Origin of the sequence: Rhodococcus sp. ARC_M5 (assembly GCF_022810405.1) — a bacterium.
In the GTDB taxonomy this organism is placed as follows: Bacteria; Actinomycetota; Actinomycetes; order Mycobacteriales; family Mycobacteriaceae; genus Rhodococcoides; species Rhodococcoides navarretei.
This window is the reverse complement of record NZ_JALGQE010000003.1, coordinates 291,327-315,827: the sequence shown is the minus strand read 5'-3', so window position 1 is coordinate 315,827 and position 24,501 is coordinate 291,327. Positions and strand designations below refer to the sequence as shown.

General features: G+C 65.7%; 20 protein-coding genes and 1 tRNA gene. 7 read left to right on the top strand and 14 right to left on the bottom strand.

Annotation, left to right across the window (positions count from 1 at the left end; all coding sequences use genetic code 11):
* The first annotated feature begins 111 nt into the window (after positions 1–111).
* The 6 genes from MTX34_RS07015 (at position 112) to MTX34_RS06990 (ending at position 6,777) form a co-directional block, all read left to right on the top strand.
* Positions 112–738: an isochorismatase family protein gene (locus MTX34_RS07015; RefSeq protein WP_243608885.1), complete on the top strand. Its 627-nt coding sequence runs from the start codon at positions 112–114 to the stop codon at positions 736–738.
* 115 nt (positions 739–853) lie between these two features.
* Positions 854–929: transfer RNA gene (locus MTX34_RS07010), tRNA-Arg, on the top strand.
* Between the two features lie 106 nt (positions 930–1,035).
* Positions 1,036–2,379 (top strand): HNH endonuclease, encoded by a 1,344-nt coding sequence (locus MTX34_RS07005; RefSeq protein WP_374639019.1) that lies wholly within the window; start codon positions 1,036–1,038, stop codon positions 2,377–2,379.
* Positions 2,380–2,603: 224 nt separating this feature from the next.
* Complete coding sequence (locus tag MTX34_RS07000) at positions 2,604–3,989, top strand: DEAD/DEAH box helicase (RefSeq protein WP_243593734.1); 1,386 nt, start codon at positions 2,604–2,606, stop codon at positions 3,987–3,989.
* A 23-nt stretch (positions 3,990–4,012) separates the two neighbouring features.
* Positions 4,013–6,043: an ATP-binding cassette domain-containing protein gene (locus tag MTX34_RS06995; protein ID WP_243608883.1), complete on the top strand. Its 2,031-nt coding sequence runs from the start codon at positions 4,013–4,015 to the stop codon at positions 6,041–6,043.
* Complete coding sequence (locus MTX34_RS06990; protein WP_243608882.1) at positions 6,040–6,777, top strand: energy-coupling factor transporter transmembrane protein EcfT; 738 nt, start codon at positions 6,040–6,042, stop codon at positions 6,775–6,777. Before MTX34_RS06995 ends, MTX34_RS06990 begins: the two co-directional genes overlap by 4 nt.
* 1 nt (position 6,778) lies before the next feature.
* On the opposite strand, the gene MTX34_RS06985 is transcribed toward MTX34_RS06990, so the two are convergent.
* The 7 genes from MTX34_RS06985 to MTX34_RS06955 all read right to left on the bottom strand — a co-directional run bounded on the left by MTX34_RS06985 (position 6,779) and on the right by MTX34_RS06955 (position 15,822).
* A complete protein-coding gene (locus tag MTX34_RS06985; protein WP_243608881.1) occupies positions 6,779–8,434 on the bottom strand; it encodes a VWA domain-containing protein in 1,656 nt (551 codons plus the stop codon).
* Between the two features lie 158 nt (positions 8,435–8,592).
* Entirely contained in the window at positions 8,593–9,450 is an 858-nt protein-coding gene (locus tag MTX34_RS06980) for a bacteriorhodopsin-like (RefSeq protein WP_243608880.1), read from the bottom strand.
* Between the two features lie 238 nt (positions 9,451–9,688).
* The gene (locus MTX34_RS06975) at positions 9,689–11,320 is read right to left on the bottom strand and encodes a substrate-binding and VWA domain-containing protein (RefSeq protein WP_243593738.1); all 1,632 of its coding nucleotides are present in this window, start codon (positions 11,318–11,320) and stop codon (positions 9,689–9,691) included.
* A gap of 20 nt (positions 11,321–11,340) precedes the next feature.
* On the bottom strand, positions 11,341–11,772 hold the full coding sequence (locus MTX34_RS06970; RefSeq protein ID WP_243593739.1) for an SRPBCC family protein: 432 nt from the start codon (positions 11,770–11,772) through the stop codon (positions 11,341–11,343).
* A gap of 81 nt (positions 11,773–11,853) precedes the next feature.
* Positions 11,854–13,488: a cation acetate symporter gene (locus MTX34_RS06965; protein WP_243593740.1), complete on the bottom strand. Its 1,635-nt coding sequence runs from the start codon at positions 13,486–13,488 to the stop codon at positions 11,854–11,856.
* Positions 13,485–13,784 carry a DUF485 domain-containing protein gene (locus MTX34_RS06960; protein WP_032378306.1) on the bottom strand — a complete coding sequence of 100 codons (300 nt, stop codon included), beginning with the start codon at positions 13,782–13,784 and terminating at the stop codon, positions 13,485–13,487. The genes MTX34_RS06965 and MTX34_RS06960 overlap by 4 nt, the downstream gene beginning before the upstream one ends.
* A gap of 295 nt (positions 13,785–14,079) precedes the next feature.
* Positions 14,080–15,822 (bottom strand): cation acetate symporter, encoded by a 1,743-nt coding sequence (locus MTX34_RS06955; RefSeq protein WP_243593741.1) that lies wholly within the window; start codon positions 15,820–15,822, stop codon positions 14,080–14,082.
* Between the two features lie 101 nt (positions 15,823–15,923).
* On the opposite strand from MTX34_RS06955, the gene MTX34_RS06950 reads away from it, so the two are divergent.
* Positions 15,924–16,586 (top strand): GAP family protein, encoded by a 663-nt coding sequence (locus MTX34_RS06950; protein WP_243608879.1) that lies wholly within the window; start codon positions 15,924–15,926, stop codon positions 16,584–16,586.
* A gap of 12 nt (positions 16,587–16,598) precedes the next feature.
* On the opposite strand, the gene MTX34_RS06945 is transcribed toward MTX34_RS06950, so the two are convergent.
* From MTX34_RS06945 to MTX34_RS06915, 7 genes are all read right to left on the bottom strand, one after another.
* Complete coding sequence (locus MTX34_RS06945) at positions 16,599–16,904, bottom strand: hypothetical protein (RefSeq protein ID WP_279393009.1); 306 nt, start codon at positions 16,902–16,904, stop codon at positions 16,599–16,601.
* Positions 16,905–16,971: 67 nt separating this feature from the next.
* Complete coding sequence (locus MTX34_RS06940; protein ID WP_243608878.1) at positions 16,972–17,775, bottom strand: LytTR family DNA-binding domain-containing protein; 804 nt, start codon at positions 17,773–17,775, stop codon at positions 16,972–16,974.
* On the bottom strand, positions 17,772–18,944 hold the full coding sequence (locus MTX34_RS06935) for a sensor histidine kinase (RefSeq protein WP_243593745.1): 1,173 nt from the start codon (positions 18,942–18,944) through the stop codon (positions 17,772–17,774). The genes MTX34_RS06940 and MTX34_RS06935 overlap by 4 nt, the downstream gene beginning before the upstream one ends.
* Positions 18,941–20,128: a S9 family peptidase gene (locus MTX34_RS06930; protein ID WP_243608877.1), complete on the bottom strand. Its 1,188-nt coding sequence runs from the start codon at positions 20,126–20,128 to the stop codon at positions 18,941–18,943. Before MTX34_RS06930 ends, MTX34_RS06935 begins: the two co-directional genes overlap by 4 nt.
* Positions 20,129–20,157: 29 nt before the next feature.
* The gene (locus tag MTX34_RS06925) at positions 20,158–21,786 is read right to left on the bottom strand and encodes a Na+/H+ antiporter (protein ID WP_243608876.1); all 1,629 of its coding nucleotides are present in this window, start codon (positions 21,784–21,786) and stop codon (positions 20,158–20,160) included.
* A 77-nt stretch (positions 21,787–21,863) separates the two neighbouring features.
* Complete coding sequence (locus MTX34_RS06920; RefSeq protein ID WP_243593748.1) at positions 21,864–22,052, bottom strand: antitoxin; 189 nt, start codon at positions 22,050–22,052, stop codon at positions 21,864–21,866.
* Positions 22,053–22,092: 40 nt separating this feature from the next.
* Positions 22,093–24,489 carry an HAD-IC family P-type ATPase gene (locus MTX34_RS06915; protein ID WP_243608875.1) on the bottom strand — a complete coding sequence of 799 codons (2,397 nt, stop codon included), beginning with the start codon at positions 24,487–24,489 and terminating at the stop codon, positions 22,093–22,095.
* Between the last annotated feature and the right edge of the window lie 12 nt (positions 24,490–24,501).

Genomic DNA, 24,501 nt, shown 5'->3' with positions numbered 1-24,501 from the left:
TCTGGGATCCGCAAACGCGCGCGCGTTCGTCAGGTGCGAGCGGAATAGTGTGACGAGCCTGCGCGCGTCTGGCAAATGCGCTCGCGTTTGCGGGAGGGAAGGGTGATCGACGTGGCCACATTCAGCGTCGAAGTCGAGGAGTACGACGCCAAAAGCCTGCGCGACTGTGCGGGTGGCCCCGAGTGGGAGGTGCAGCCCGAGCGGGTCGCCGTTCTGGTCCACGACATGCAGCCGTATTACCTGAATGTGCTGCACCACTCGGTGCGTTCGCGGGTTGCTGCGGAGGTGTCGACGGTGGTCACGCGCGCCCGGGCCGTGGGGGTACCCATCCTGGCGAGTGGCCCGCGGGCAGCGAGTGTCATCGAGCAGCGTGGACTGCTGGGACCGATGTGTGGCTTGGGTCCGTCCGCCGAGGAGGTTGCGGTTACCGAGCCGGACTTCGTTCCGATCGCAAAGCGCAGCTACAGCGCCTTCTACGCCACCGATCTGGAAGTAGAACTGCGCCGACGCGTCCGTGACCAGCTCATCATCGTGGGAGTGTTCGCATCGGCGGGAATTCTCGCGACGACATTCGACGCTTTCGCCCGCGATGTCCAGTGCTTCGTCGGCATCGAATCGATCGCCGACTACACCGCTCACCAGCACCGCACTGCCCTGAACCTGATCACGTCACTGACCGGGACGGTGACGAGCAGCGGCAACCTGCTTCACGATCGCCACGGTGGGCCGCTAGACTAGCGAGCGCGATGTGGGCCAGCTGTGCATCTCGACAGCGAACCCATCCGCAACCGATTGTTCGATGGATCGAAAGTCGTTGCTGGACAATGGCTTCGGATCAGCAGAACGATCACCAGCCTTCGTAGCTCAGGGGATAGAGCAACCCTCTCCTAAAGGGTAGGTCGCAGGTTCGAATCCTGCCGAGGGCACCATCCGAGTCGACTCCGCGCTCCACCCTCCCCACTTGCCTGCGGCTATTGCGCTGCCGAAAAATCACCCGTATCATCGAACATGCATTCGAGTACTGGGGAGGAACTCGTGGTCACAGCCGTACAAGATTCACCGTTGACGTCCGATGAAGTGCTGCGTTTCGTTGCGCGCCTTCAGTCGTCGGAGTTCGACGCCGACGCAGCAGCCGGCATCGATCTGATCTCGGCCCTCGAAACGATGAAAAGCGCCAGCGTGGCAGCGCAAGCCGTGGTGACCGACGCCGTGGCGACGTCCATCAGCAACGAACGCAGAGAGCGCGGCAGACCGAAAGCCCAGTGGCGCATCGGTATTGCGTCACAGATCGGCTTGGCCCGACGCGAATCACCGAACCGCGGCGGCACCCACCTCGGCCTTGCTCGTGCGCTCGTACACGAAATGCCGCACACCCTGGCTCGCCTACGAGCCGGGGAACTCAACGAGTGGCGCGCCATGATCCTCGCTCGCGAAACCGCATGCCTCACCGTCGACGATCGCCGCACCATCGACGAGCGACTCTGCGCAGATCCCGCCACACTCGCCGGTGCCGGCGACCGCACCATCGAAGGCCGCGCCCGCGCACTCGCTAACGAACTCGACGCCGCCTCCCAGGTGAAACGACGCGCCAAGGCCTATGCCGCCCGGCGCACCAGCACCCGGCCAGCACCTGAATCGATGGGCTTCTTCACGGTCCTCACCTCGATGGAGAAGATGGTCTGCATGTGGGCGACGCTGCGACGAGACGCCGACACCATCATCAACTCCGGCGGCGACACACGCACCCGCGACCAGATCATGGCCGACCTCGTATTCGAGCGCGTCACCGGCGCATCCGCAGCACAGGGCCCTCCGGTGACCGTCGACGTCGTCATCTCGGATTCCACCCTCCTTGCCGGCGGTGACACGTCCGCATACATGCACGGCTACGGCGACATTCCGTCCGACGTCGCACGGCAACTCATTCGAGACACACTCGACAGTGAGACGCACGTCGCATTGCGCCGCCTCTACGCCCACCCGAAGTCCGGCGCATTGACGGCCGTCGAGTCCGGATCGCGCGCGTTTCCCACCGCGCTCGGACGCCTCATCGATCTCCGCGATCGCACCTGCCGCACCCCGTGGTGCGACGCGCCGATCCGTCACCACGACCACATCAGACCCCACTCCGCGAACGGCACTACCAGTGCCGAGAACGGCGCAGGCCTTTGTGCCGCATGCAATTACGCGAAAGAAGGCGACGGCTGGACGGCCGAAGCAAGACGAGACAAACACAACGCACGACACCGATATACACTCATCCCACCGACCGGGCACACCTATGATTCGAGTGCGCCGCCGATGCCGGTGGTGGAGCTGTACAACTCGCGAATCGAGAACGTGATACTCACCGGCCTCTTCGATGACGACGCCGCATGACAGGTTGCCGCGGGAAGAGACCGAGCCACAACTCGGTTACACTCGACAACGGCGCGCACAAGTGCACGCCAGACGTCGTGGAATTGCTCCCGAATCACCATGTGCACCCTGCACAGGCTTCTCTTACGGCGATCGAAACTGCCCACCGGCAGTCTCGCCACCTTTGCATCTCGGCCCAAGGCCCGCAGGTGCAACACCCTGCCCGAAAGGCACTTTTCATCACTATGACGACCCCACAGACTTTTGCTGCGCTCGGCGTACCCCAGGCCATCGCGGACGTACTCGCGAGCCAGGGCAAGACCGAGGCATTCCCCATCCAGGCCGATACGCTCCCCGACACACTGCAGGGACGCGACGTGCTCGGACGCGGAAAGACCGGCAGCGGAAAGACACTCGCTTTCGCCATCCCGATGGTCGCTCGCCTCGCCGGGCAGCTTCCCGGCAACCGCAAGCCCGGCCGCCCGCGTGGCCTGATTCTCGCGCCGACGCGTGAGCTCGCCACCCAGATCGCCGTCGCGATCGAGCCCCTCGCCGCCGCATACTCGCTGAAGGTCACCACGATCTTCGGTGGCGTCTCGCAGGTTCGCCAGGTCTCCGCACTCAAGGGCGGAGTCGACATCGTCGTCGCCTGCCCCGGACGCCTCGAGGACCTGATGAAGCAGCGCCACCTCACGCTCGACGGCGTTCAGATCACCGTCCTCGACGAGGCAGACCACATGGCCGACCTCGGGTTCCTGCCCGTCGTCACCCGCATCCTCGCCGCCACCCCGGACAAGGGCCAGCGCATGCTGTTCTCCGCGACCCTGGACAACGGTGTCGACAAGCTCGTCAAGCGCTTCCTGCACAACCAGATCACGCACTCCGTCGACGAGGCCACGTCACACGTCGAGGCCATGACGCACAGCGTGTTCGAGGTCGACGGCGTCGACGCCAAGAAGAAGCTCGTCCACCAGCTCGCCTCGGGCACCGGACGCCGCATCCTGTTCATGCGCACCAAGCACCAGGCCCGCAAGCTCGCCAAGCAGCTCACCGACGCCGGAATCCCGTCCGTCGACCTGCACGGCAACCTTTCGCAGGCCGCCCGTGACCGCAACCTCGCAGCCTTCTCCTCCGGTCAGGCCCGCGTTCTCGTCGCCACCGACGTTGCGGCCCGCGGCGTCCACGTCGACGACGTCCAGCTCGTCGTTCACGTCGATCCCCCGGCCGAGCACAAGGCGTACCTGCACCGTTCCGGTCGCACGGCGCGCGCGGGAAGCGCCGGCGACGTCGTGACCGTCGTCCTGCCCGAGCAGCGCAAGGACACCGCAGTTCTCCTGCGCAAGGCCGATATCAAGGTCACGCCCATCCGCGTCACCGCCGACTCGCCCGCAGTGGCGAATCTCGTCGGCGAGCAGGCTCGCTACGTCCAGCCCGCACCGAAGGCCGAGCCGGCACCGGCCCGCGCCGGAACCCCGCGCAACAGCAACAACGCGCGCCGCGGCGGCCCGGCCCGCTCCGGTGGTCAGCCGCGCAGTGGCGGACAGCCCCGCAGTGGTGGTCAGCCGCGGAGCGGTGGTGGCGGCCACAGCCGTCGCGCAGCAGGGCCTGCCACGAGCCAGCGCAGCCGCTGATCTCAGGCTGGCACACTGGAGCAGTGACCGTCAGCTCTTCGTCCACGCCCAAGTCAGGGCCCCTCGGTCCGCAGGAACTCGCGACCGCTGCCGTCATGAGCAGCTTCACCGTTGCCCTGACGGTGATCGGCGTGCTCGTACCGATGGCGGCGATCCTTCAGGTCGTCGCCGCGATTCCCATGTCGGTGGTTGCGCTCCGGTATCGGACTCGGGCACTGGTCACGGCTGCGGTGGCCGGCACCCTCGTTGGATTCGTCGCAGCCGGAACTCAGACGGCCATCACCGTCGCCAGCGCCGCCCTACTGGGCGGCCTGGTGGGGCGGGCGAAGCGCAAGAAGCAGGGACTGTTCGGTGTTCTGGTCACCTCGATGGTCGTCGGGCCGGTGCTCGGAGCCCTGACAGTGCTGATCCTGCTCGTTCTCGTTCCGCTGCGCGAGCTGTTTCTCGAGACTCTCCGTAATACCTTCGAGGGCATCTCTCGGCTGCTCGAGCGGACATCGGCGCTGCAAGGCGTTGCCGATGTGATCCGCACCGGCTCCACGGCCGTGCTCGACAACTGGTGGTGGTGGGCCGGCGGGTCGATCGCCTTCGGCATCGTCACCGGAACGCTGTTCGCGTGGCTCATCCTCACCGCCATCCTCGACCGTCTCTCCACCATTCCCACCCCCGAGCCTCTGGGCTCGAGCGCCGACGACGAGATCGGGCCGCTGCCGGTCACGCTGAATGCGGTCGGATTCCGCTACCCGGGAAGTACGACAGCCGCGTTGACGGGCGTCGCCCTTCGCATCGAAACCGGTGAGTTCGTGGCGATCGTCGGCCACAACGGTTCCGGGAAATCGACGCTGACGCGGATCCTCGCCGGCCTCGAACCGTCGGAGGGCACCGTGAGTCGGCCCGGCTCGACCGGTCTCGGACGGTACGGCGGCACCGCGGTGGTGCTGCAGCGCCCCGAAAGCCAGATCCTCGGCACCCGCGTCGCCGACGACGTGGTGTGGGGACTGCCGCCCGGCGATTCGCGTCCCGACGTGGAGGCGCTGCTCGACGAGGTCGGACTCGGCGGCATGGGAGCCCGCGACACCGCCTCCCTGTCCGGCGGCGAAATGCAGCGACTCGCCGTTGCCGCAGCACTGGCTCGCCGTCCCGCACTGCTCATCGCCGACGAGGCAACCGCGATGATCGACGCCTCGGGGCGCGAACACCTGGTCTCGCTCCTCGCCGAACTGCCCCGCAGGCACACGATGTCGGTCGTCCTCGTCACCCACCATGTCTCGGACACCGTCGCCGCAGATCGCGTCGTACATCTGCACGAGGGACATCAGGTGCAGCACGACTCGATGTGGATGCACGCTCGAACAGAGAATCCCGTTGCACTGCATGATAATTCGAGTGGTCGGCTCCTCGAGCTGAACAGCGTCCAGCACACCTACAACCGACGCACCCCGTGGGCGCAGGCCGCACTGGACGGTATCGACATCACCGTCAAGCGCGGTGAGGGTGTGCTCGTTCTCGGCGGAAACGGTTCGGGCAAGTCCACTCTCGCGTGGATCATGGCCGGCCTCACCGGCCCGACGGCAGGCACCGCACAGCTCGACGGCAAGGCGATGACCGCACGAGTCGGCGACGTCGGCCTCGCGTTTCAGCACTCCCGCCTCCAGTTGCAGCGGCGCACCGTCTCCGAGGACATCGCGGCCGCCGCCGGACCCGAAACCGGTTCTGCCACAGTATCGGCCGCAATGGACGCCGTGGGCCTGGACAGATCGTTGGCCGCTCGCGACATCGACTCGCTCAGCGGTGGCCAGATGCGCCGCGTCGTACTGGCCGGGCTCATCGCGCGACGGCCTCGAATGTTGGTTCTCGACGAACCCCTGGCCGGGCTCGATCCACCCGGACGCGACGACATCATCGGCGTTCTCGCCGGACTGCGCGATCGCGGCGTCGCCATCGTCGTCATCTCGCACGACGTGGACGGTATGGACACCGTCTGCAGCCGCACCATCACCATGGCCGACGGCCACATCGTCTCCGATTCGATCCTGGGGAGCGTGCATTCGTGACCACCGTCGTACTGCGTCAAGTTCCGCGGTTCTCGCCGATCCATCGGCTGTGGGCCGGCACCAAGCTCGTCGTCGTGGTGCTGCTGTCCATCACTCTCGTGGTGGCACCGACCTGGCCCGCGCTCGGCATCGTCTTCGCGCTGTTGGTCATCGCCGCGATCATCGCGCACGTCCCGATCACGGCAGTGCCACGTCCACCGTGGTGGATCTGGGCCCTGTTCGGCGTCGGAGCTCTGATCAATCTGCCGATCGGCGGCGCGGCAGTGCTCGTGTATCTGCGCGCGACGCTGTTCATCTTCGTCCTGCTCGGGGCATCGATGATGATCGGCTGGACTACGTCGATGAGCGACATCGCCCCTGCGGTCTCCAAACTGGGCACACCGCTGAAGAAGCTGAAACTGCCGGTCGACGAGTGGGCGATCGCCGTGGCCCTGAGCCTGCGGTCGCTTCCGCTGCTGATCGAAGAGATGCGCACCCTCAACGCTGCCCGACGCCTTCGCCCCAAACCGGTCGTCAACAGCGCCTCGGACAACTCCCTGGTCGACATCGTCACGACGGTGATGTCGGTGGCCATCCGACGGGCCGACGAGATGGGTGGGGCCATCACCGCCCGCGGCGGCACCGGAATGATCACCGCCACCGAGGCGCGCTTCAAGGCCTCCGACGCGGTGACGCTGATCGTGGTGACGCTCGCGTGCGCCGCAGCCATCGCGATCAGCTTCCTGTGGAGCTGATCTACTCCCCCGCGAGGCGTTCGGTGCGCGAGTTCAGCGCCTTCACGAACACCTCCGGGATATCCCGTGGATCCTCGGCCACGTAGCTCGTACCGCCGGTGACAGCCGAGATCTGCTGCAGTGCAACCGGATCTGCATCGCCGGTGACGCCGACCGTGATGATCACGATGGGACGCACCGGATCCTGTTCCTTCTGCAGTGACGCCAGCAGCTGGTCGAGGCTGATGCTGCCCTCGTCCTCGTTGGCCCCGTCGGTCAGGATGATGACGCTGTTGACGTAGTCGGGGTCGTACCCCTCCTTCACCCGCCGGAACGCCGCCAACGTGGTGTCGTAGAGCCCTGTTCCGCCCCCGACGAGGCTGGGCAGGCCCCGGATGGCGTCGAGGATCGCCTGACGCTGCGGCTTGCCGTCGAACGTATTGCTCACCGGGCCGAGCGGTACCAGTTCTCGATAGTCCTGTTTTCCACCACCGAGTCCGATGGAGAATGCCCACAGACCCATCTGGGTCTGGTCGCTGAACAGATCGTTGGCACCGACCGATGCATCGACGGTCAACGCGATGCGCGTCGAGTCGCCCGATCTCGCGGCCATCGAACCCGACACGTCCTCGACGACGAGGGTGCGGAGCGGTAGCGCGAGCACGGCCCAATCCCGCAGCGTCGTCTCGATCGACAACGGGTTCTTGATCTCGAGCGACGCGACGGGCCCGACGCCTCGGCCCTCGGGAAGTGGTGTGCCACTGGACGTTCGGAAGCCTGCTGCCACCATGGTCTCAGCGGCCGAGGCGGTGGCGAGAACGGAGCCCAGTGCCGTTCCTGCCTGCTTGACGCGGTCGTACTCGGGCCCGGCAGGAGCGGTCACCGCCAGCGGGTAGTTGAGGAAGTAGCTTCCGGTCGGCGGAACCGATGCGGTCAGAGTCGATCCCGGATTTCCGGCTTCGTACGCCAGCAGTGCCTGTTCGGTGGCCACACTGGTACCGCCCTCGGCGGCTACCTGGGCCACCAGATCCGGCGTGTCGTGCGGAGTGTCCGCGATGCGCCCGAAATCCTGCGCCATCGGAACCAGTGCCGCCGATACGGCCTTCGCGTCCGAGATCGCCACCTCGGATTCGGCCAGCGCACCGAGAATCGCGGCATTGGAGGCACTGCTGGTCAGAGGGTCACCGATGCGTTGACCGGGAAGCTGAAGCACACTGAGCCAGGTATCGGTCACCGGCACCGCATCGGAACTCGACACCAGGATCGGCAGTGTGTTGGCGACGGATGTCTTCGCCAGCTCGGGCAGGGCACCGGTCGAGCGAAGCGTCTTGAGCAGCCACAGCGTCGAATCTGGTATCCACAGGTCCGGACGATCGTCATCGGTTCCCGCGATTTCGGTGGCGGTGTCCGTGGGCCGCTCGGGCCGGACCTCGAAGTTCACGCAACCGCGGGCGACCTCGTCGGCCTGCGAAAGGATCTGCTCGACCGGCTCGGCGATGGAGGTGTCCACCGCCAGCGACACGGTATCGAGCGAATCGCAGGAATTCGCGCCGGATGCGCGCACTGCCTGCACTCCGAACCAGCCACCGACCACGAAGACCACCGAAGTGAGCGCGAGAACCGTCCAGGTCCACACGCGGCCGAACCCGGAACTACTACCGCTGTGACGTCCCGACATCGCTGGCTCCCCCTGCTTCGATCCCCATCATCACCGACGTGATGGGGCCCCGGATCCTCCGCGCATCGAAGTGCCTCGCTGCGTGTGGTGCATACCATAGCGGGTCACCGGTACAGGAGCTCAACCTCGGGCTCCGGCTCGCTACTGGCTGAGATGACTCAGGCGGCGCCTCTCGGAATCGGTCGATCCTCCTCGTGCCTCGGGTCCAGTTCCATGGCTTCACTCGTGGACAGTTCACTCGCGGCGAAGGTCGGATCGTCAGCGAAGGACTTGATCCGCGCAATTCGGTAGATGATCAGACCGTACAGAACCTTCGCAAGAATGTCGGCTATCGAGTAACCGATCTGCTTACCGGTCCAGGCCGCGGCACCGTCGATGCCCAACTGCGGCAACAGGTATGCAATCGGGTACACACCCCACGTGATCAGCAGCAGAAGCCTGAGCTGACCGATCGACTTGCGCACCTGTTCCGGTTGATTGTCGAGGGACTTCGTGACCTCTACGAACAGGACGTAGAGAATGTAGACGAAGGGAATGGACGACAGCGTTCCGAAGAGGTTTCGAATTCCGTTGTCCCCACTCAGTTCTCCAGGATATCCGAGTGCAATCATCAACGCCGCAGCGGGGATGAGCCGCAGCAGCAGACTGGTCTGAAGCTTGCGCGCGAGCGCCAGTACGGCGACCAACTCGAGGAGAAGCAACGGCACAGTGAGCAGCCAGTCGACGTATCGGTAACCCTCGTTGAACCCCTCTCCTACAACTTGGCTGTAGGTGCCGCGTCCACCGACCGCGTCGGTCTGAAACGAGTCGTTGAACGAATTGAAGATTCGGAAGTAGTGGTACGCGGCGATGCCACAGACGACGGCTGCAACACACATGGCCTGCCTGTACCGGGGCAAAATCCTAGGGAGACAGGCGATCATGAACAACGCAGCAAAGAGCTGCGACGCAATGACCAACGAGAAGATGTTGTAGATGGTGTCGTGTTGGGCGGTGGTGAGAGTATCGGGTATCACGGGGTGTCCTCCGGTCAGAAAGTAGCGAAGTTCGCTGGTGAGGAGAGGACGACCGGGAGTGTCAATAACCTGCCGTGGTCTGAAGACCGCTGCGAACTATCTCGAACGCTAGACCCAACGCCGGCAAATAGTTGCCCGAAATCGACTATTCGAATATTTCAGTTCGGAAAACCTGCACACAGCCCATGATTGCCGCGAATTTCGTTGTCGTCGCGAACCTTTCGGGTCGATGCCGTCGTTAGCGACCAGAACGGCTTCTCAGCGCATTGACGAAGACGTTGGGGATCTCGGCGGGATTTCGAGCGACGAAGCTCGTCCCACCGGTTGCGGCCGAGATCTGTTGCAGCACACCGGCATCTGCGTCGTCGGTGATGCCGATGGTCACGATGACGACCGGCTTGGACGGGTCCTGCTCGGCTCGGAGAGTGGACAGCAGCTCGTCGAGCGAGATGCTGGCGGGGTCCTCGTTGGTGCCGTCGGTGAGGATGATGACGCTGTTCACGGCATCGGGGTCGTAGCCCTCCTGCACGGAGCGGAACGCTGCCAACGTGGTGTCGTAGAGACCGGTACCACCTCCGACCAGGGTCGGAAGCGTTCGAGTCTGCTGCAGCAACACTTCACGCTGCGTGGTGTTGCCGACCTTTTCGTCCATTCGCCGGATCGGTGCGAGCTCACGGTAGTCCTGCGATTCGCCGCCGAGTCCGATCGAGAAAGCCCACAACCCCATCGACGCGTTGTCGGGGAAGAGCCGATTTCCGGTTTCGCTGGCCTGCACCGTCAATGCGATACGTGAATCGGCCCCGGCGCTGTAGTTCATCGATCCCGAGACGTCCTCCATCACCAGCGTCCGTGACGGAAGCGCCAACACCTGGTACTGACGCAACGTCGACTCGGCGGCCTGCTGATCGGCGATCGTCAGGGGTGTGACGTCCCCGATCCCACGATCGGCGTCCAGCGGGGCCATGTCCGCGGACCGGAACCCGCCGTCGGACAACGCCTGCTGTCCTCGATCGGATTCGATGGCCGCGGCCAGTGCCGTCCCGACGGACTTCGCGGTCTCGTGTCGATCGCCTGCGGGTTCGGTCACCGCCAGCGGAAAGTTCAGGGAAATGGTGCCCGTCGGCGGCACCGTCGCGCCCAGTTCGACGCCCGTGTCCTGCTGATAAGCCAGGAAGGCCTGCTCGGAGACCACCGCGACGCCTCCGTCGGCGACCAGATCGTCGAGCCGTACCGTCGGATCGGCTTCGCCGCGGGTGGCGGCCTGAGCCTGCGCGATGGGAACGAGCGCCGACCCGACCGCGTCGAGCAGCTCCTCGTCCGATCCTGCCTCGGCCACCGCTCCGAGGATGGCCGCGTCGGACGTGGTGTTGGCCAATGGGTTACCGATACGCAGGCCTTCGAGCTTCAATGCGGTGAGCCAGGTGTCGAAGAACGGCACCTCGTCCTTGCGGGCAGCGAGCACGGCCGGTGTACCGGCAATTGACTGACTCGCCAGGTCGATCAACGACGCGGTGGACCGCACGGTCTTGCCGATCCACAGCGACGAATCAGGAACCCAGAGCGAGGGAACATCGTCGCCCTTGGCCACCGCGGCCGAGACCTGACCCGACTCGGTGGCGGTGACCTCGATACCGGCACAACCCAGGTCCTCGGCGGAGGTGTTGTCGACGATCTGCTCCAGCACGGGTGCGATCGCCGGATCAGCGGCCAGCGAGTAGGACTGCGTGTCGCCGCAGGCGGACCCGAAGGCCTTCAGCGCGACAAACGCTCCGCCGCCGACCACGAGCAGCAGAACTACGGCGACGACGACGTACTTGGCGAACCCTCTGCTGCTCGTCGCGGACGACGGCGCACTGTGCCTACCGGGCATGCATCTCCACTCCTACACCGTCAGGCGTAGATCTTGACGAACGTCTTCAGCGAGTTCTCGATGTCGCCCTTGAGTGCGCGTGCGACGCCGGAGCCGATCGGGCCGAACAGTGGCGCACCGCCGAGGTTGACGTCGATGGTGATCTCGGAACCGTCGCCCTTGGATTTCACGGTGAGATCGAGGCCGATCTTGACTCCGCCCTTACCGTTTCCCTTGAGCTCGAGCTTCTTGGGCGGATCGTAGGACTCGATCTTCCAGGACACCCGGTTGCGCATGCCCTTCACGCTGGCGATGGAGTCCAGGGTGGTGCCGACGGCCAGCTGCTCGGGCAGCTCACCGCGCCACGCTTCGTGGATGGAGAGCCACTGCTCGTAGCCGGACAGATCGGACGCGTGCGCCCACGTCTGCTCGGGGGTCAGCGGGACGTCGAGGGAAACCTTCAGCTTGGCCACAGCAGGGATGGTAACCGCTGTACGAAAAATGTCCGTGTGAGGGCTTCCTCACACGGACATTTTCGGTGGAGCTGCGGTCGACTAGTGAGCGCTGGCCTTCTCCGCACCGATACCGGTGAGAGAGCGAACCTCCATTTCGGCCTGCTTGTCGGTGTTCTCGGTGTCCTTCGAGATCAGTGTTCCGACGATGCCGAGGATGAATGCCAACGGAATCGAGACGATGCCGGGGTTGGAGAGCGGGAACCAGGCGAAGTCCGAGCCGGGAATCATCGACGTCGGCGATCCGGAGACGGCCGGGGAGAAGATGATCAGCACGATGGTCGAGATCAGGCCGCCGTACATGCTGAACAGCGCGCCCGTGGTGGTGAAGCGACGCCAGAACAGCGAGTACAGGATGGTCGGCAGGTTCGCAGCTGCGGCGACAGCGAAGGCGAGTGCCACCAGGAAGGCGATGTTCTGCCCGTTGGCGAGAATGCCGAGGCCGATGGCCAGCAGACCGATGACGACGGCCGTGATGCGCGAGACCTTGACCTGCTTCTTGTCGTCCACCTTGCCCTTCTTGATGACGCTCGCATAGATGTCGTGAGCGAACGACGCCGAGGCGGTGATCGTCAATCCGGCGACGACGGCCAGGATGGTCGCGAAGGCGACCGCCGAGATGACACCGAGCAGAATCACGCCGCCGAGCTCGAAGGCCAACAGCGGAGCAGCGGAGTTCTGACCGCCGGCCGAGGCAAGGATGCGGTCGGGTCCGACGATCGCTGCGGCTCCGTAGCCGAGCACGAGGGTGAACAGGTAGAACGCACCGATGAGCGCGATGGCCCACACGACGCTGCGACGAGCTTCCTTCGCGGTGGGAACGGTGTAGAAGCGCATCAGCACGTGCGGCAGACCCGCGGTACCGAGGACGAGTGCGATACCGAGCGAGAGGAAGTTGATCTTCGAGGTGGCACTGCCGCCGTACTGAGCACCGGGCTCGATGACGTCACGGGCAGCGACCGCCTCGCTTGCCGATCCGGCGACCATGGCCTGCGCGCTGCCGAGCAGCTCGGAGAAGTTCAGGCCGAACTTGGCGAGCACGAGCACGGTCATGAACGCGGCACCGGCGATGAGCAGAACGGCCTTGATGATCTGGACCCAGGTGGTGCCCTTCATGCCGCCGATGAGCACGTACGCGATCATCAGCACGCCGACGATGGCGATGACGATGGACTGCCCGGTGCGGTCGGAGATGTCGAGCAGCAGTGCGACGAGTCCGCCGGCTCCGGCCATCTGCGCGAGCAGATAGAACAGCGAGACCGTCAAGGTGGACAGAGCGGCCGCGGTACGAACCGGACCCTGCTTGAGCCGGAAGCTCAGCACGTCCGCCATCGTGAATTTACCGGTGTTCCTGAGCAATTCGGCGACGAGCAACAGCGCAACCAACCAGGCGACGAGGAAGCCGATGGAGTACAGGAAGCCGTCGTAGCCGTAGACGGCGATGGCACCGGCGATACCGAGGAAGCTTGCCGCCGAGAGGTAGTCACCGGCGATGGCGACGCCGTTCTGCGGTCCGGAGAACCCGCCGCCTGCAGTGAAGAACTCCGCGGAGGTCGCGTTCTTCTTCGAGGCGCGAATGACGACGGCCATCGTGATGATGACGAACGCGCCGAAGATCGCGATGTTGACGAGTGGTTCACCGACGGTGGTGTCGGCGGCCTGGGCAAGAATGTTCACGACTTCGCTCCCTGGGAGGCTTCCATCTCGGCGCGCAGGGCTGCGGCGCGAGGATCGAGTTCACGGTTGGCGAACTTCACGTAGATGCCGGTGATGGCGAATGTCGTGACGAACTGGCCGAGGCCGAGCAGCAGACCGACGTTGATGTTGCCCCACACCTTGGTGGACATGAAGTCCACGGCGTAGGTGCTCAGCAGCACGTAGATGACGTACCAGACCAGGAAGAACCCGGCCATCGGGAACACGAAGCTACGCAGGCGACGCCTGAGTTCCTGGAACTCGGGACTGGCCTGCATGTCGACGAACGCTTGCGCGTCCGGTGGCGAATTGGTTTCCGGTGCGGTCACCTTGGACTCCTGAAGTAGATGTGAGCTGTAGCTGACTCGGAACAGTAGTGAGAGTCAGGTCACAAAATCAGGAGGTGGTGTCGATCACACGATGGGCTGCGGGAGTGTGCGACGAGCGGTCGAGAATGGCAGTTGAGCGGCCCTGCGGGAGTGGAGCCTGCGGAATGACCCAGTCGGTCAGGAGTGGAGCCTGCGGAATGACCCAGTCGGTCAGGAGTGGAGCCTGCGGAATGACCCAGGTGTTTCAGAGTTCGCGCTCGCGATCTTTGCCCATGTCGAGGCCTTCGGGGAGGTGCAGTCGCGCGAAGATGCGGGAGATGTCCGACGGGATCGTTTTTCGGGTGGCCAGGCTGACGGCGATCATCGAGGCGAAGGCGATCGGCACGCTGACTGCGGCGGGGTAACCGAGGATCGCTGCCGCCCAGCCGCCGAGGACGCCGTCGGAGATGGGGGTGACGACGGAGATCGATGCGGCGACGAGTGAGATGCCGCCACCGAGCAGCAGTCCGGTTGCCGCTCCCGCTGCGGTGAGCCCCCGCCACCAGATGCCCAGCACCAGTAGTGGACACAGGGTGGATGCCGCGACGGCGAAGACGAGCCCGACGGTGCGCGAAAGGTCGAGTGAGACAACGCCGATGGACAGTGCCAGCGGTACCGCGCCGGCGAGTATCGCAGCGACCCGAAAGTCTCGGACCTTGCCCGAGAGGACGTCGGTGCTGAGCACGCCTGCGATGCTGACCAGCAGACCCGAGGAGGTCGACAGGAAAGCTGCGATGGCACCTGCGGCCACCAGTGCGGCGAGCAGCTGGCCCGGAATGCCGGACAGTACCGAGCCGGGCAACAGCAGGACGGCGGCGTCCGATGCTCCGGTGATCAGCAGTTGCGGTACGTACAGCCGGGCGAAGACGCCGAGGACCGTCGGGAACAGGTAGAACATGCCGAGCAGCGCCAGCACGGTGAGCGAGGTCAGTCGCGCCGCTCGGCCGTCCGGGTTGGTGTAGAACCGCACCAGCACGTGCGGCAGCCCGAGGGTGCCGAGGAACGTGGCCAGGATCAGCGAGTACACCTGGTAGAGCGGGTGTGCCCCGCCCAGTCCCCCGCCCGGCATCGCCCAGGCGCGGTCGGTGGTCGGCGCGCCGGCGACCACCGGCACCGGGGAACCTGCGTCCAGGGTGAGCAGCGTCCCGGACCCGAGCCGGTGTTCGCCGGCGTCGAGATTCACACGTCCGTCAACGCTCTGCTCGTCCAAGGTTCCTGTCACGGACACCACGATCGGCGAGTCGACCTGCACGAGAACATCGGTCGTGATGTCGACGACGGTCTGTTCGGTCACCGTGGGTGGGGCCGGGCTGCCGACGCTTCGGTCGTCGGCGAAGAAGTGCACGGCCAGCACCAGAGCCGGAATGGCGATCGCAGTGAGCTTGAGCCAGTACTGGAACGCCTGGACGAAGGTGATGGAGCGCATTCCGCCGCCGACGACGTTCGCGATGACGATCAACCCCACGGCCAGGGCCCCTACCCAACCGGGAACGCCGAGCAGAATGTTCAGAGTCAGGCCCGCGCCCTGGAACTGCGGCACCAGGTACAGCGCGCAGATGACCACCACCACCAGCATCGCCACGGTCCGCAACCACGGTGCGCCGAGCCGAAATTCGACGAAGTCGGGCACCGTGTACGCACCGCTCCGCCGCAGCGGTGCCGCGACGAACAGCAGCAGACCCAGGTACCCGGCCGTGAAGCCGACCGGGTACCACAGCGCATCGGCTCCATACTTCGCGATGAGCCCCGCGACCCCGAGAAACGATGCAGCAGAAAGATATTCACCGCTGATGGCCGCGGCATTCCAGCGTGGTCCGACGGAGCGGGAGGCCACCAGAAAGTCGGAGGTGGTGCGGGCCAACCGAACTCCGTAGACACCGATGCCGACGGTAGCCACAGCTGCGGCGAGCAGCGCGATCACCGTCGCGATCGGGATGGATTGGTTCACTGGACGCCGATCTCCTGATCGTGGCTCCGAGCACCGAAACTCATGTGGTGATCGGAGTCGGGGTGGGACACTGAGTCGATGCACGTGCCGAGCGTGACCCGATGACGGTATCGACGGCCGTCGCCGCATGTCTGCCGTTCGCGGCAGGCGCTGTGTTCGCGCATCTGCCCACCGCTGCGGTGGCGGCCGGCCTCGGCTCTCTGAACACCGGTTCCGTGCTCGCTCGATTCACTGCCGGATGGCTGACAGGCGTCGCGGCCGTCACCGCCGCAGGGTTGGTGGTCATGGACACTGCGGTCCTGGCGTCGGACTCGTCCGGCTGGGTGCGCTGGCTGAGAGTCGCTCTCGGTCTCGTGCTGCTCCTTCTCGGCATCCGCAAGCTGGTCGCGCGGGTGCGGAACGGCCCGACGCAGGAAGAACCGAGGTGGGTCGGAACGGCCCGCAACCTCAGCGGGGCCAAGGCTTTCGTCACTGCGTTCTTGCTCGGGTCGGTGAATCCGAAAAGTGCCGTCATCGCGCTCTCGGCCGTGGCGGTGATCGTCGACGCGTCCTCGGTAGTGGCCGCCCAGATCGCCGCCACGGTGGTGTTCGTGGTCGTATCGAGCCTGGGCGTCGCTGCACCTGCCGTCGCGCTGCTCGTCTTCCGCGACCGTGCCCGACGACCCATGAGCACCGTCGTCGACCGGTTCGTCGAGTACAGCGACATGGTCCTGATCGCGGTACTGCTGGCCCTCGGCCTGTACATGACTGTGAACGCTATCTGATCGTCGATCGCGTCAATCGTCCATCAGGACGATGAAGTCGTGCTCGTTGCGTTCGGCTCGACGTGTGTACATCCAGCCGACGCCGAACAGCATCGGATAGATCGCTACCCCCAGCACGATCCACTGCAGCCCGATGCCGAGCAGCTGAACGTCGGTCACACGTGCCAGACCCAGCCCCAGAAGGGGAATTGCGAACAGGATCGACAGCGTCATCACCGCCAGGCGCACCGACAGCAGCAGTTGTGCACGAACCAGGCTACGGACCAGGGCGTCGCCGACCTCGGTTTGCTCCTGCACCTCGACGCGGGTGCGCACCATCCGTGCGCCGCGACGTTGCGAGAGCACCACCCGCTGCCGGTGTGGCTGGCTCACTGCGTACTCCTCGTCACCTGGACGACCACGATTGCAACGGACCGCGGACCAGCCGGTCCTTGAGTTCTCTGGCGTGCCTACGGCTCACCGGCAGTTCACAGGCTGCCAGGTTTCCGCTGGCCCGCAGGCACACCACCAGACCCGAACCGACGCTTCGGATCCCCGTGACCAACCGTAGCGAGACCAGGTAGGAGCGGTGCACGCGCAGGAATCCGGCCTCGGCCCAGCGACTTTCGAGAGCAGAGATCGGTATGCGCACCAGATGCGAGCCGTTGGAGGTGTGCAGTCTCGCGTAGTCACCGTCGGCCTCCACCCAGGCGACCGACGACCGATGCACCAACGTCGTGGTACCGCCGAGTTCGACGGGAATGACCTCGTCGGCCGAGGTGTCCGCGGACTCGGCCGGTCGACGGCGCGCGAGCAACACCCGGCGCAGTGCCTCGGCGAGACGATCCTCTCGCAACGGCTTGAGCAGATAGTCGACGGCACCGAGGTCGAAAGCAGCGAGCGCTCGGTCGTCGTGGGCGGTGACGAACACGACCGCAGGTGGCCGCGCGAAGGCCGACAGGATGCCGGCCAGTTCGAGGCCGTCGAGTCCTGGCATGTTGATGTCGAGGAATACCGCGTCCACCACTGCCTGCGCCGAGGTCTGTTGGAGCTGCCGCAGGGCAGTCGTGGCGTCCTGCGCTGTGAACACCTCGGCGACGGCTTCCTGCTGGCGCAGCAGAAAGGCGAGTTCGTCCAGTGCCGGGCGCTCGTCGTCGACGGCGAGAACGGTCAGTCCTCGGCCGGAAGTGGCGTTCGCTGCCTGCGTCATGCCCGCACACCCGGCCTGAATTTGGGCACCCGCATGCTCACTTTGGTGCCTGCGCCCGGTGCGGTGTCCACGACGAGACCGTAGTCGTTTCCGAAGGCCGCCCGCAGCCGATCGTCCACGTTCGCCAATCCGACATGGGCCGCGTCCTCGGTATGCAGACTTCCCGAGCGCAACACGTCGGGATCCATCCCCACACCGTCGTCCTCGATACTGATCACTGCGTCCGTGCCCTCGTCGGCCGCGATGATCGTCACGCGGCCGCCGTCGGCCTTACCGGACAGGCCGTGCCGGACGGCGTTCTCGACGAGCGGCTGCAGCGCGAGGAACGGCAGTGCGACGCCCAAGACCTCGGGAGCGACCTGCAGCGTGACCTGCAGAGAGTCGCCGAAGCGGGCACGTTCGAGTGTCAGGTACCGGTCGATGTTGCGCAGCTCGTCCGCGAGGACCGTGAACTCGCCTGCGTTGCGGAACGAGTAGCGGGTGAAGTCGGCGAACTCGAGCACCAGCTCCCGCGCCCGATCCGGGTCGGTGCGGACGAACGACGCGATCGTGCCGAGTGCGTTGTAGATGAAGTGCGGGCTGATCTGCGCGCGCAGCGCCCGCACCTCGGCGCGGTCCAAGCGTGCGCGCGAGGCGTCGAGTTCGGCGAGCTCGATCTGACCACAGGCGTAGCGCGCGACCTCGGCGATGGCCCCGAGCATGCCCGGACCCGGCTCGGCGACGACAGCGGCACCCAGCACCCCGACCACCGGGGACTCGTCGACGACCATGGGCTGCACCACCAGCGCCTTGACCTCGTGAATCGAACCGAGCGGCAGACGCACCAGGACGCGCCGCTGCCCGTCCACCGCCCGCTTCGCCGCCTCGACGAAGGCCGGTGTCAGCTCGTCCCACGGCCCGTCCCAGGCCAGCAGCGAACCGTCGGGATCGCAGATGCCCAGCGCGTCGGCACCCGTCAGCACGCGCAGGTGCGGCGCAGCAACGGCTGCCGACCGGGCGTCGAGTCCGTCGCGCAGTGGCTTGGCCGCCAGCGAGGCGGTGTGCAGTGTTGAGTGCACGGCCCGTTCGGCGGGCGTGGTCAGATCACGTCGACCACGCAGGCTGATCAGAGCGATCACCGTGACGATGAGCGCCACGATCACCGCCATCCACGCCAGCGCCGCGGTCATCGAGTGCACGTGCTGGACGTCGGCGTGTTCAGGAAGCGTTCGACGAGCCAGTCGACGCCGATCGCGTTGGCGGCCAACTCGGCATGGCCCTGCTGCGGTTCGGAGCGAAACTCGATGTCGTCGCCGAGTCCGCAGGCCGCGTCCACCGCGTCGCGGGTCCACCGCGGATCGACCAGGTCGTCGCGCTCGCCGACCAACACGAACATCGGCACCTCGGTGCCGGAGGTGGGCAGGGCCACCGATTCGAGCCAGTCCGTCATCCGGTCCGCGGCTTCCTCGGGGGCCGGGACGGCGTCCGCCGGATCGAGGACGGCGCCGGCGTCGGCCTTGGAGAAGCCGAGCAGATCACTGCAGGCGGTCAACGCGGTCACGTTGTCCGCGAAACTGCCGCGAATGTAGTCCGAACGTTCGGCACTCGGATTCGCGATGCGCAGGCCCTCGTACAGGTACGGCACCAGCAGCTGACGCGACAGGGTCTGTTCGGTCTCGGGAGCGAAGAATCGACTCAGATCGGCCGTGGGCGAGAGCGCAGCAGCACCGACCAGTTGCAGACCGTCCCCGTAGTCCGCGTTGCGCTCGGCAGCAGCCCAGACTGCTTGTCCGCCTTGAGAGGTACCCACTGCGCCCCACCTGGTGCCGACCTCGGGAACCACGTTGCGGGCCGCACGCACGGCGTCGATGATGTCGTAGGCCGCGGCGTCGCGGTCGAGGTAGGCCGGATCCCCCGGTGTGCCGAGACCCTGATAGTCGGTCACCACGACCACTGTGCCGCGTTCGAGGAACGGGGTCACCAATCCGATGGTGCCCAACAGGTTCGGGTAGAGCGAGGGCGCGCATTCGTCGGTGACACCGGTGGTGCCGTGTCCCACCGAGACGATCGGCCAACCACCCGGGGGCGCAGAACCCCTTGGCACGAACACCGTTCCCGACGTCTCGGTACCGCCGCCGCTCACCCCGTCGGTGGTGCGGTAGACGATCTTCGTGGCCGTTCCGCCGAGGTAGGCCACACCGATGTCGACCTGACCGAGCAACGTCGACGAGACGATCTCCCCGCGTTCGAGCCCTTCGGGTGCCGCGGTCTCGGTGGTCGTGGAGCCGGGTTCGACAGGATCGGCAGCAGGAGTGCTGCACGCGGCAAGGGCGAACACCAGCGCCGCGGCGGCGACCAGCCCGGTCGACCTCACTGTCTCTGCGCTCCTACATAGTGCGTCGTCTACGGTGTGCGTCGTGCGATGCGAGCCTCGGCCGCAATTTCTTCCACGTCCAAGCCATTCAACACTGCCCGCAGAGCTTCGTCCTCCAGCTCCCCCGAGTCGCGGGCTGCGATGAGGGCCGCCCGCTGCGCGACCAGGACGTTGTGTCGCAGGGTGTCGAACAGCGCTCCGGCCGCCGCGATCCGCTTCTCGCGGTCCTCGGTCTCGTCGGCATCCAACCGAGCGCGCACCGAGCGTCGGACGCGCTCGATCACCTCGTCGATGCGCTCGCCGTCCACTCCGGCGATTCCCTCCTTCGCCGCGCGCTGGAGGTAGTCCTCCGCCGCCGTCCGGGCAATGGCCTGTGAGAGCAGACGCTGATTGTCGTTGCGCTGCTGCTCGAGTGGATCTGCGACGTCGAGCCGGCGGATCAACAGCGGAAGCGTCAGCCCCTGCAGCAGCAACGTACCGACCGCGACGACGAACGCCACGGCCTGAATCACTGCCCGCCCGGGGAATTCGTCTCCGACCACCGTGGTCAGCGGCACACCGGCCGCCGCAGCGAGCGTCACCACCCCGCGCATCCCGGCCCACGAGAGCACCAGGTTCTGCTGCCACGTCAGACCCGCCTCAGCCGGCGATGATCGACGAAACAGCTTGCGAAGCACCACGTCTCGACCGGAATTGACGAAGATCCACGCCGGCCGGACAACAACGACCGCGACGAGGACCAGCACCGCATAGGCGAACACATGGTGGACCGGAAGCCCCTCCCGCTGAACCTCCTCGATGACGAACTTCAGTTGTAAACCCATGTAGGCGAACACGAATGCTTCGAGCAGCAGATCGAGCGTCGGCCACACCTGTCGTTCCTGGACCCGAGTGGAGACCGACACGTCGGCAGTGACACGGCCCAGCACGAAACCAGCGGTGACGACGGCGAGTACGCCGGACGCGTGTATCTCCTCGGCTGCCAGATACGCCGTGAACGGCAGCACCAGACCGAGCACGGTTTCCAGCGCCGAGTCCGCGATGCGATTGCGGACGAACCGCACGATGCGAGCGAGGATCAACCCCACCAGCACGCCACCCACGATCTCGTACAGGAAGAACAGCACCGGCGAGCCCAGTTCGATCCGACTGCCCGTCACCGACGCAACGGCCAAGGTGAACAGGGTCAGCGCGGCCGCGTCGTTCACCAGGCTCTCGCCGGTGAGGATGGCCATCATCCGCGCGGGCAAGCCGAGCTTGCGGCCGACCGCGGTCGCGGACACCGCGTCGGGCGGGGCGACGACCGCGCCGAGGACCAGGGCCGCGCCGAGAGTGAGTTCCGGGATCAGCAGATTGGCGAACCAGCCGACGACCAGCGTCGTCACGATCACCATGACCAGACCCAGTCGCAGAATCTGGCCGAGGTTGCGCCGGAAGGTGACGAACGAGTGGTCGAGCGCGGCGGAGTACAGCAGCGGCGGGAGTACGACGCCGAGGATCAGCTCGGGCGAGAGGCTGACGTGCGGCACTCCGGGAACGAACGAGGCGATGGATCCGACGGTGACCAACACGAGCGGAACCTGAAGGTCCAGGCGCTTGGCGAAACCGGCGACCGCGATCGCGAAGATGACTACGAGAAGAAGAATCGGTCCGTCCACACCGACGATTGTGCCGCCAGCCGCACCCCGTGGCGCGGCCGACGGCACCGACACTCACGTCGGACGCCCGATAGGTCCTACTTGTCCGGGATTGCCTTCTTGGCGGCTTCCTGCACCTTGTCGATCTTGTCGGCATACTTGCCGCCGGTCTTGTTGTCGATGAAGTCCCCGGCCTTCTCCACCACGTCGTCGATCTTGTCCGAGTTCTCGGCCGCAAGGTCCTTGCCCTTGTCGACGATGCCCTTCAGATTGTCTGCGAAGCCCATGACTCTCTCCTGTCGCTAGAGTGATCGAACACCTGGGAGCTTACGTTTTGTACTGCCTGTTGCGTAGTGCCGATCCGAATCGGTGGGCGACCTCGACGAGCGCGATACCGATGCCGCCGATGACCAGAGCACTGGTGGTTGCTCCGACGTTCGACGGATCGAGCTTGAAGAACGTGCGGCAGAACGGGATTGCGAACAGCAGCAGGTAGCCACCGACCGATCCGGCGAGCAGCAGGATCTTCCACCAGTTGTAGGGCCGCGCGACGACGGCCAACACCCACAGCGCGATCATGATCAAGGTGATCAGCGCGGTGGTACTGGCCTGCGTCACCTGGGTCTCGCTGGCGTTCGGGCCGGCATAGACCAGCAGGTAGGAGATGAACGTGCAGGAGCCGACGATCAACCCGGACGGGACGGCCAGGCGCATCACCCGCGACACGAAGCCACTGCGTGCCCGCTCGTTGTTGGGCGCGAGCGAGAGCACAAAAGCGGGAATTCCGATGGTGAACCACGCCGCGATCGTCACGTGCCGTGGCAGGAACGGATACGGAATCGGCTCGAAATGAAAGATCTGCGAGAGCACGCCCGAGAGACCGATGAGGAACGCCAGCAGCACCGAGTACACCGTTTTGGTGAGGAACAGGTTCGAGACACGTTCGATGTTGCCGATGACGCGTCGCCCCTCACCCACGACGTAGGGCAACGTGGCGAACTTGTTGTCCAGCAACACGATCTGCGCGACGGCTCGCGTGGCCGCACTCCCCGAGCCCATCGAGACGCCGATGTCGGCGTCCTTGAGCGCGAGCACGTCGTTGACGCCGTCGCCGGTCATCGCGACCGTGTGGCCGCGAGACTGCAACGCGCCCACCATCGCCCGCTTCTGATCGGGCCGCACCCGACCGAACGTGGTCGAACCTGCCACGGCGTCGGCCAGCCGATCGGAATCCTCTGGGAGGTCACGCGCATCGATCGGAGCGTTGCCACCGGGCAGTCCGAGCGAACCCGCGACCGCGCCGACGGAAACAGCATTGTCGCCGGAGATGACCTTGACCTCGACGTGCTGACTTGCGAAGTAGTCCAGCGTCTCTCGGGCGTCCTCACGGACCTTCTGCTCGAGAATCACCAGCGCTCGCGGTGTCACGACGCCGGGCGCCTCCGGGTGGTCGACCGAGCGGTCGGAGCTGGCGAGCAACAACACCCTCAGTCCATGGGAACCGGCATCCTCGGCCCGACGGGCGATGTCGGAGGAGGCGTCGAGCAACACGTCCGGAGCACCGAGCAGCCAGTTCCCGTGCTCGCCGTACGACAGCCCGCTCCACTTCTTGGCCGAGGAGAACGGGGCCACGGCCGTCTGCGTCCACCCGGGAGCGTCAGGGTATGCCTCGCCGACGGCCTGCACACTGGCGTTCGGACGCGGATCGTCGCGTGCCAGGGACGCGAGAGCCGCTGTGGCGGAGCCGGAATCGGCCTGGTCGATCAGCACCAGTTCGGACAGACGCATGCCGTTCTCGGTGAGCGTGCCGGTCTTGTCGGCGCACACCACATCGACGCGGGCCAGGCCCTCGATCGCCGGCAGCTCCTGCACCAGGCACTGCCGTTGACCGAGCCGGATCACGCCCACCGCGAAGGCGATCGACGTCATCAGCACCAGGCCCTCGGGCACCATCGGGACGAGCGCAGCCACCATGCCGTTGAGGGCAGGCCGCAAAGCCTGACCGCTGGAGAACAATTGGTTGTAGATGATCAGCGCACCGGCCGGAATCATCAGGTACGTGATGAATTTCAGGATCTTGTCGATACCGCTGCGCAGTTCGGACTTGACCAGGGTGAACTTGCTGGCTTCCTCGGCGAGCTTGGCCGCGTAGGCATCGCGGCCCACCTTCGTCGCGCGGTAGGCCCCACTGCCCGCGACCACGAAGCTTCCCGAAAGCACCTGCGCTGCTTCGAGTTTGTGCACCGTGTCGGCCTCACCGGTGAGCAGTGACTCGTCGATCTCGAGGCTTGCGGTCTCGATCACCTCACCGTCGACGACGATCTGATCGCCCGGCCCGAGTTCGACGATGTCGCCGAGCACGACCTCATCGGGCGGGATCTGCTTCGAGACGCCCTCGCGTCGAACCTGAGGCTTGTTCTGACCGACGATGGCCAGGCGGTCGAGCGTGCGCTTCGCACGAATCTCCTGGACGATGCCGATGCCGCTGTTCGCGACGATCAACAGCCCGAACATGCCGTCGATCACCGAGCCCGTCGAGAGCACGATGATCAGCAACACCCCGAGAATGGCGTTGATACGGGTGAACACGTTGCCGCGAACGATGTCGCGAACCGACCGAGACGCTCGGGCCGGAACGTCGTTGGATTTCCCCTCGGCCCGGAGCTGGGCGACCTCCGCCTCGGTCAGCCCGGCATCCCGCTGCGCATCGGCGTCGATAGACATGCGTGCAGCCTA

What these genes read in the sequence shown, in the direction of transcription:
- MTX34_RS06935 (WP_243593745.1), bottom strand. Translation starts at nt 18,944, where the DNA reads ATGACCGCGGCGCTGGCGTGGATGGCGGTGATCGTGGCGCTCATCGTC.
- MTX34_RS06950 (WP_243608879.1), top strand. Translation starts at nt 15,924, where the DNA reads ATGACGGTATCGACGGCCGTCGCCGCATGTCTGCCGTTCGCGGCAGGC.
- MTX34_RS06945 (WP_279393009.1), bottom strand. Translation starts at nt 16,904, where the DNA reads ATGGTGCGCACCCGCGTCGAGGTGCAGGAGCAAACCGAGGTCGGCGAC.
- MTX34_RS06975 (WP_243593738.1), bottom strand. Translation starts at nt 11,320, where the DNA reads ATGCCCGGTAGGCACAGTGCGCCGTCGTCCGCGACGAGCAGCAGAGGG.
- MTX34_RS06915 (WP_243608875.1), bottom strand. Translation starts at nt 24,489, where the DNA reads ATGTCTATCGACGCCGATGCGCAGCGGGATGCCGGGCTGACCGAGGCG.
- MTX34_RS06985 (WP_243608881.1), bottom strand. Translation starts at nt 8,434, where the DNA reads ATGTCGGGACGTCACAGCGGTAGTAGTTCCGGGTTCGGCCGCGTGTGG.
- MTX34_RS07000 (WP_243593734.1), top strand. Translation starts at nt 2,604, where the DNA reads ATGACGACCCCACAGACTTTTGCTGCGCTCGGCGTACCCCAGGCCATC.
- MTX34_RS06920 (WP_243593748.1), bottom strand. Translation starts at nt 22,052, where the DNA reads ATGGGCTTCGCAGACAATCTGAAGGGCATCGTCGACAAGGGCAAGGAC.
- MTX34_RS06960 (WP_032378306.1), bottom strand. Translation starts at nt 13,784, where the DNA reads ATGCAGGCCAGTCCCGAGTTCCAGGAACTCAGGCGTCGCCTGCGTAGC.
- MTX34_RS06940 (WP_243608878.1), bottom strand. Translation starts at nt 17,775, where the DNA reads ATGACGCAGGCAGCGAACGCCACTTCCGGCCGAGGACTGACCGTTCTC.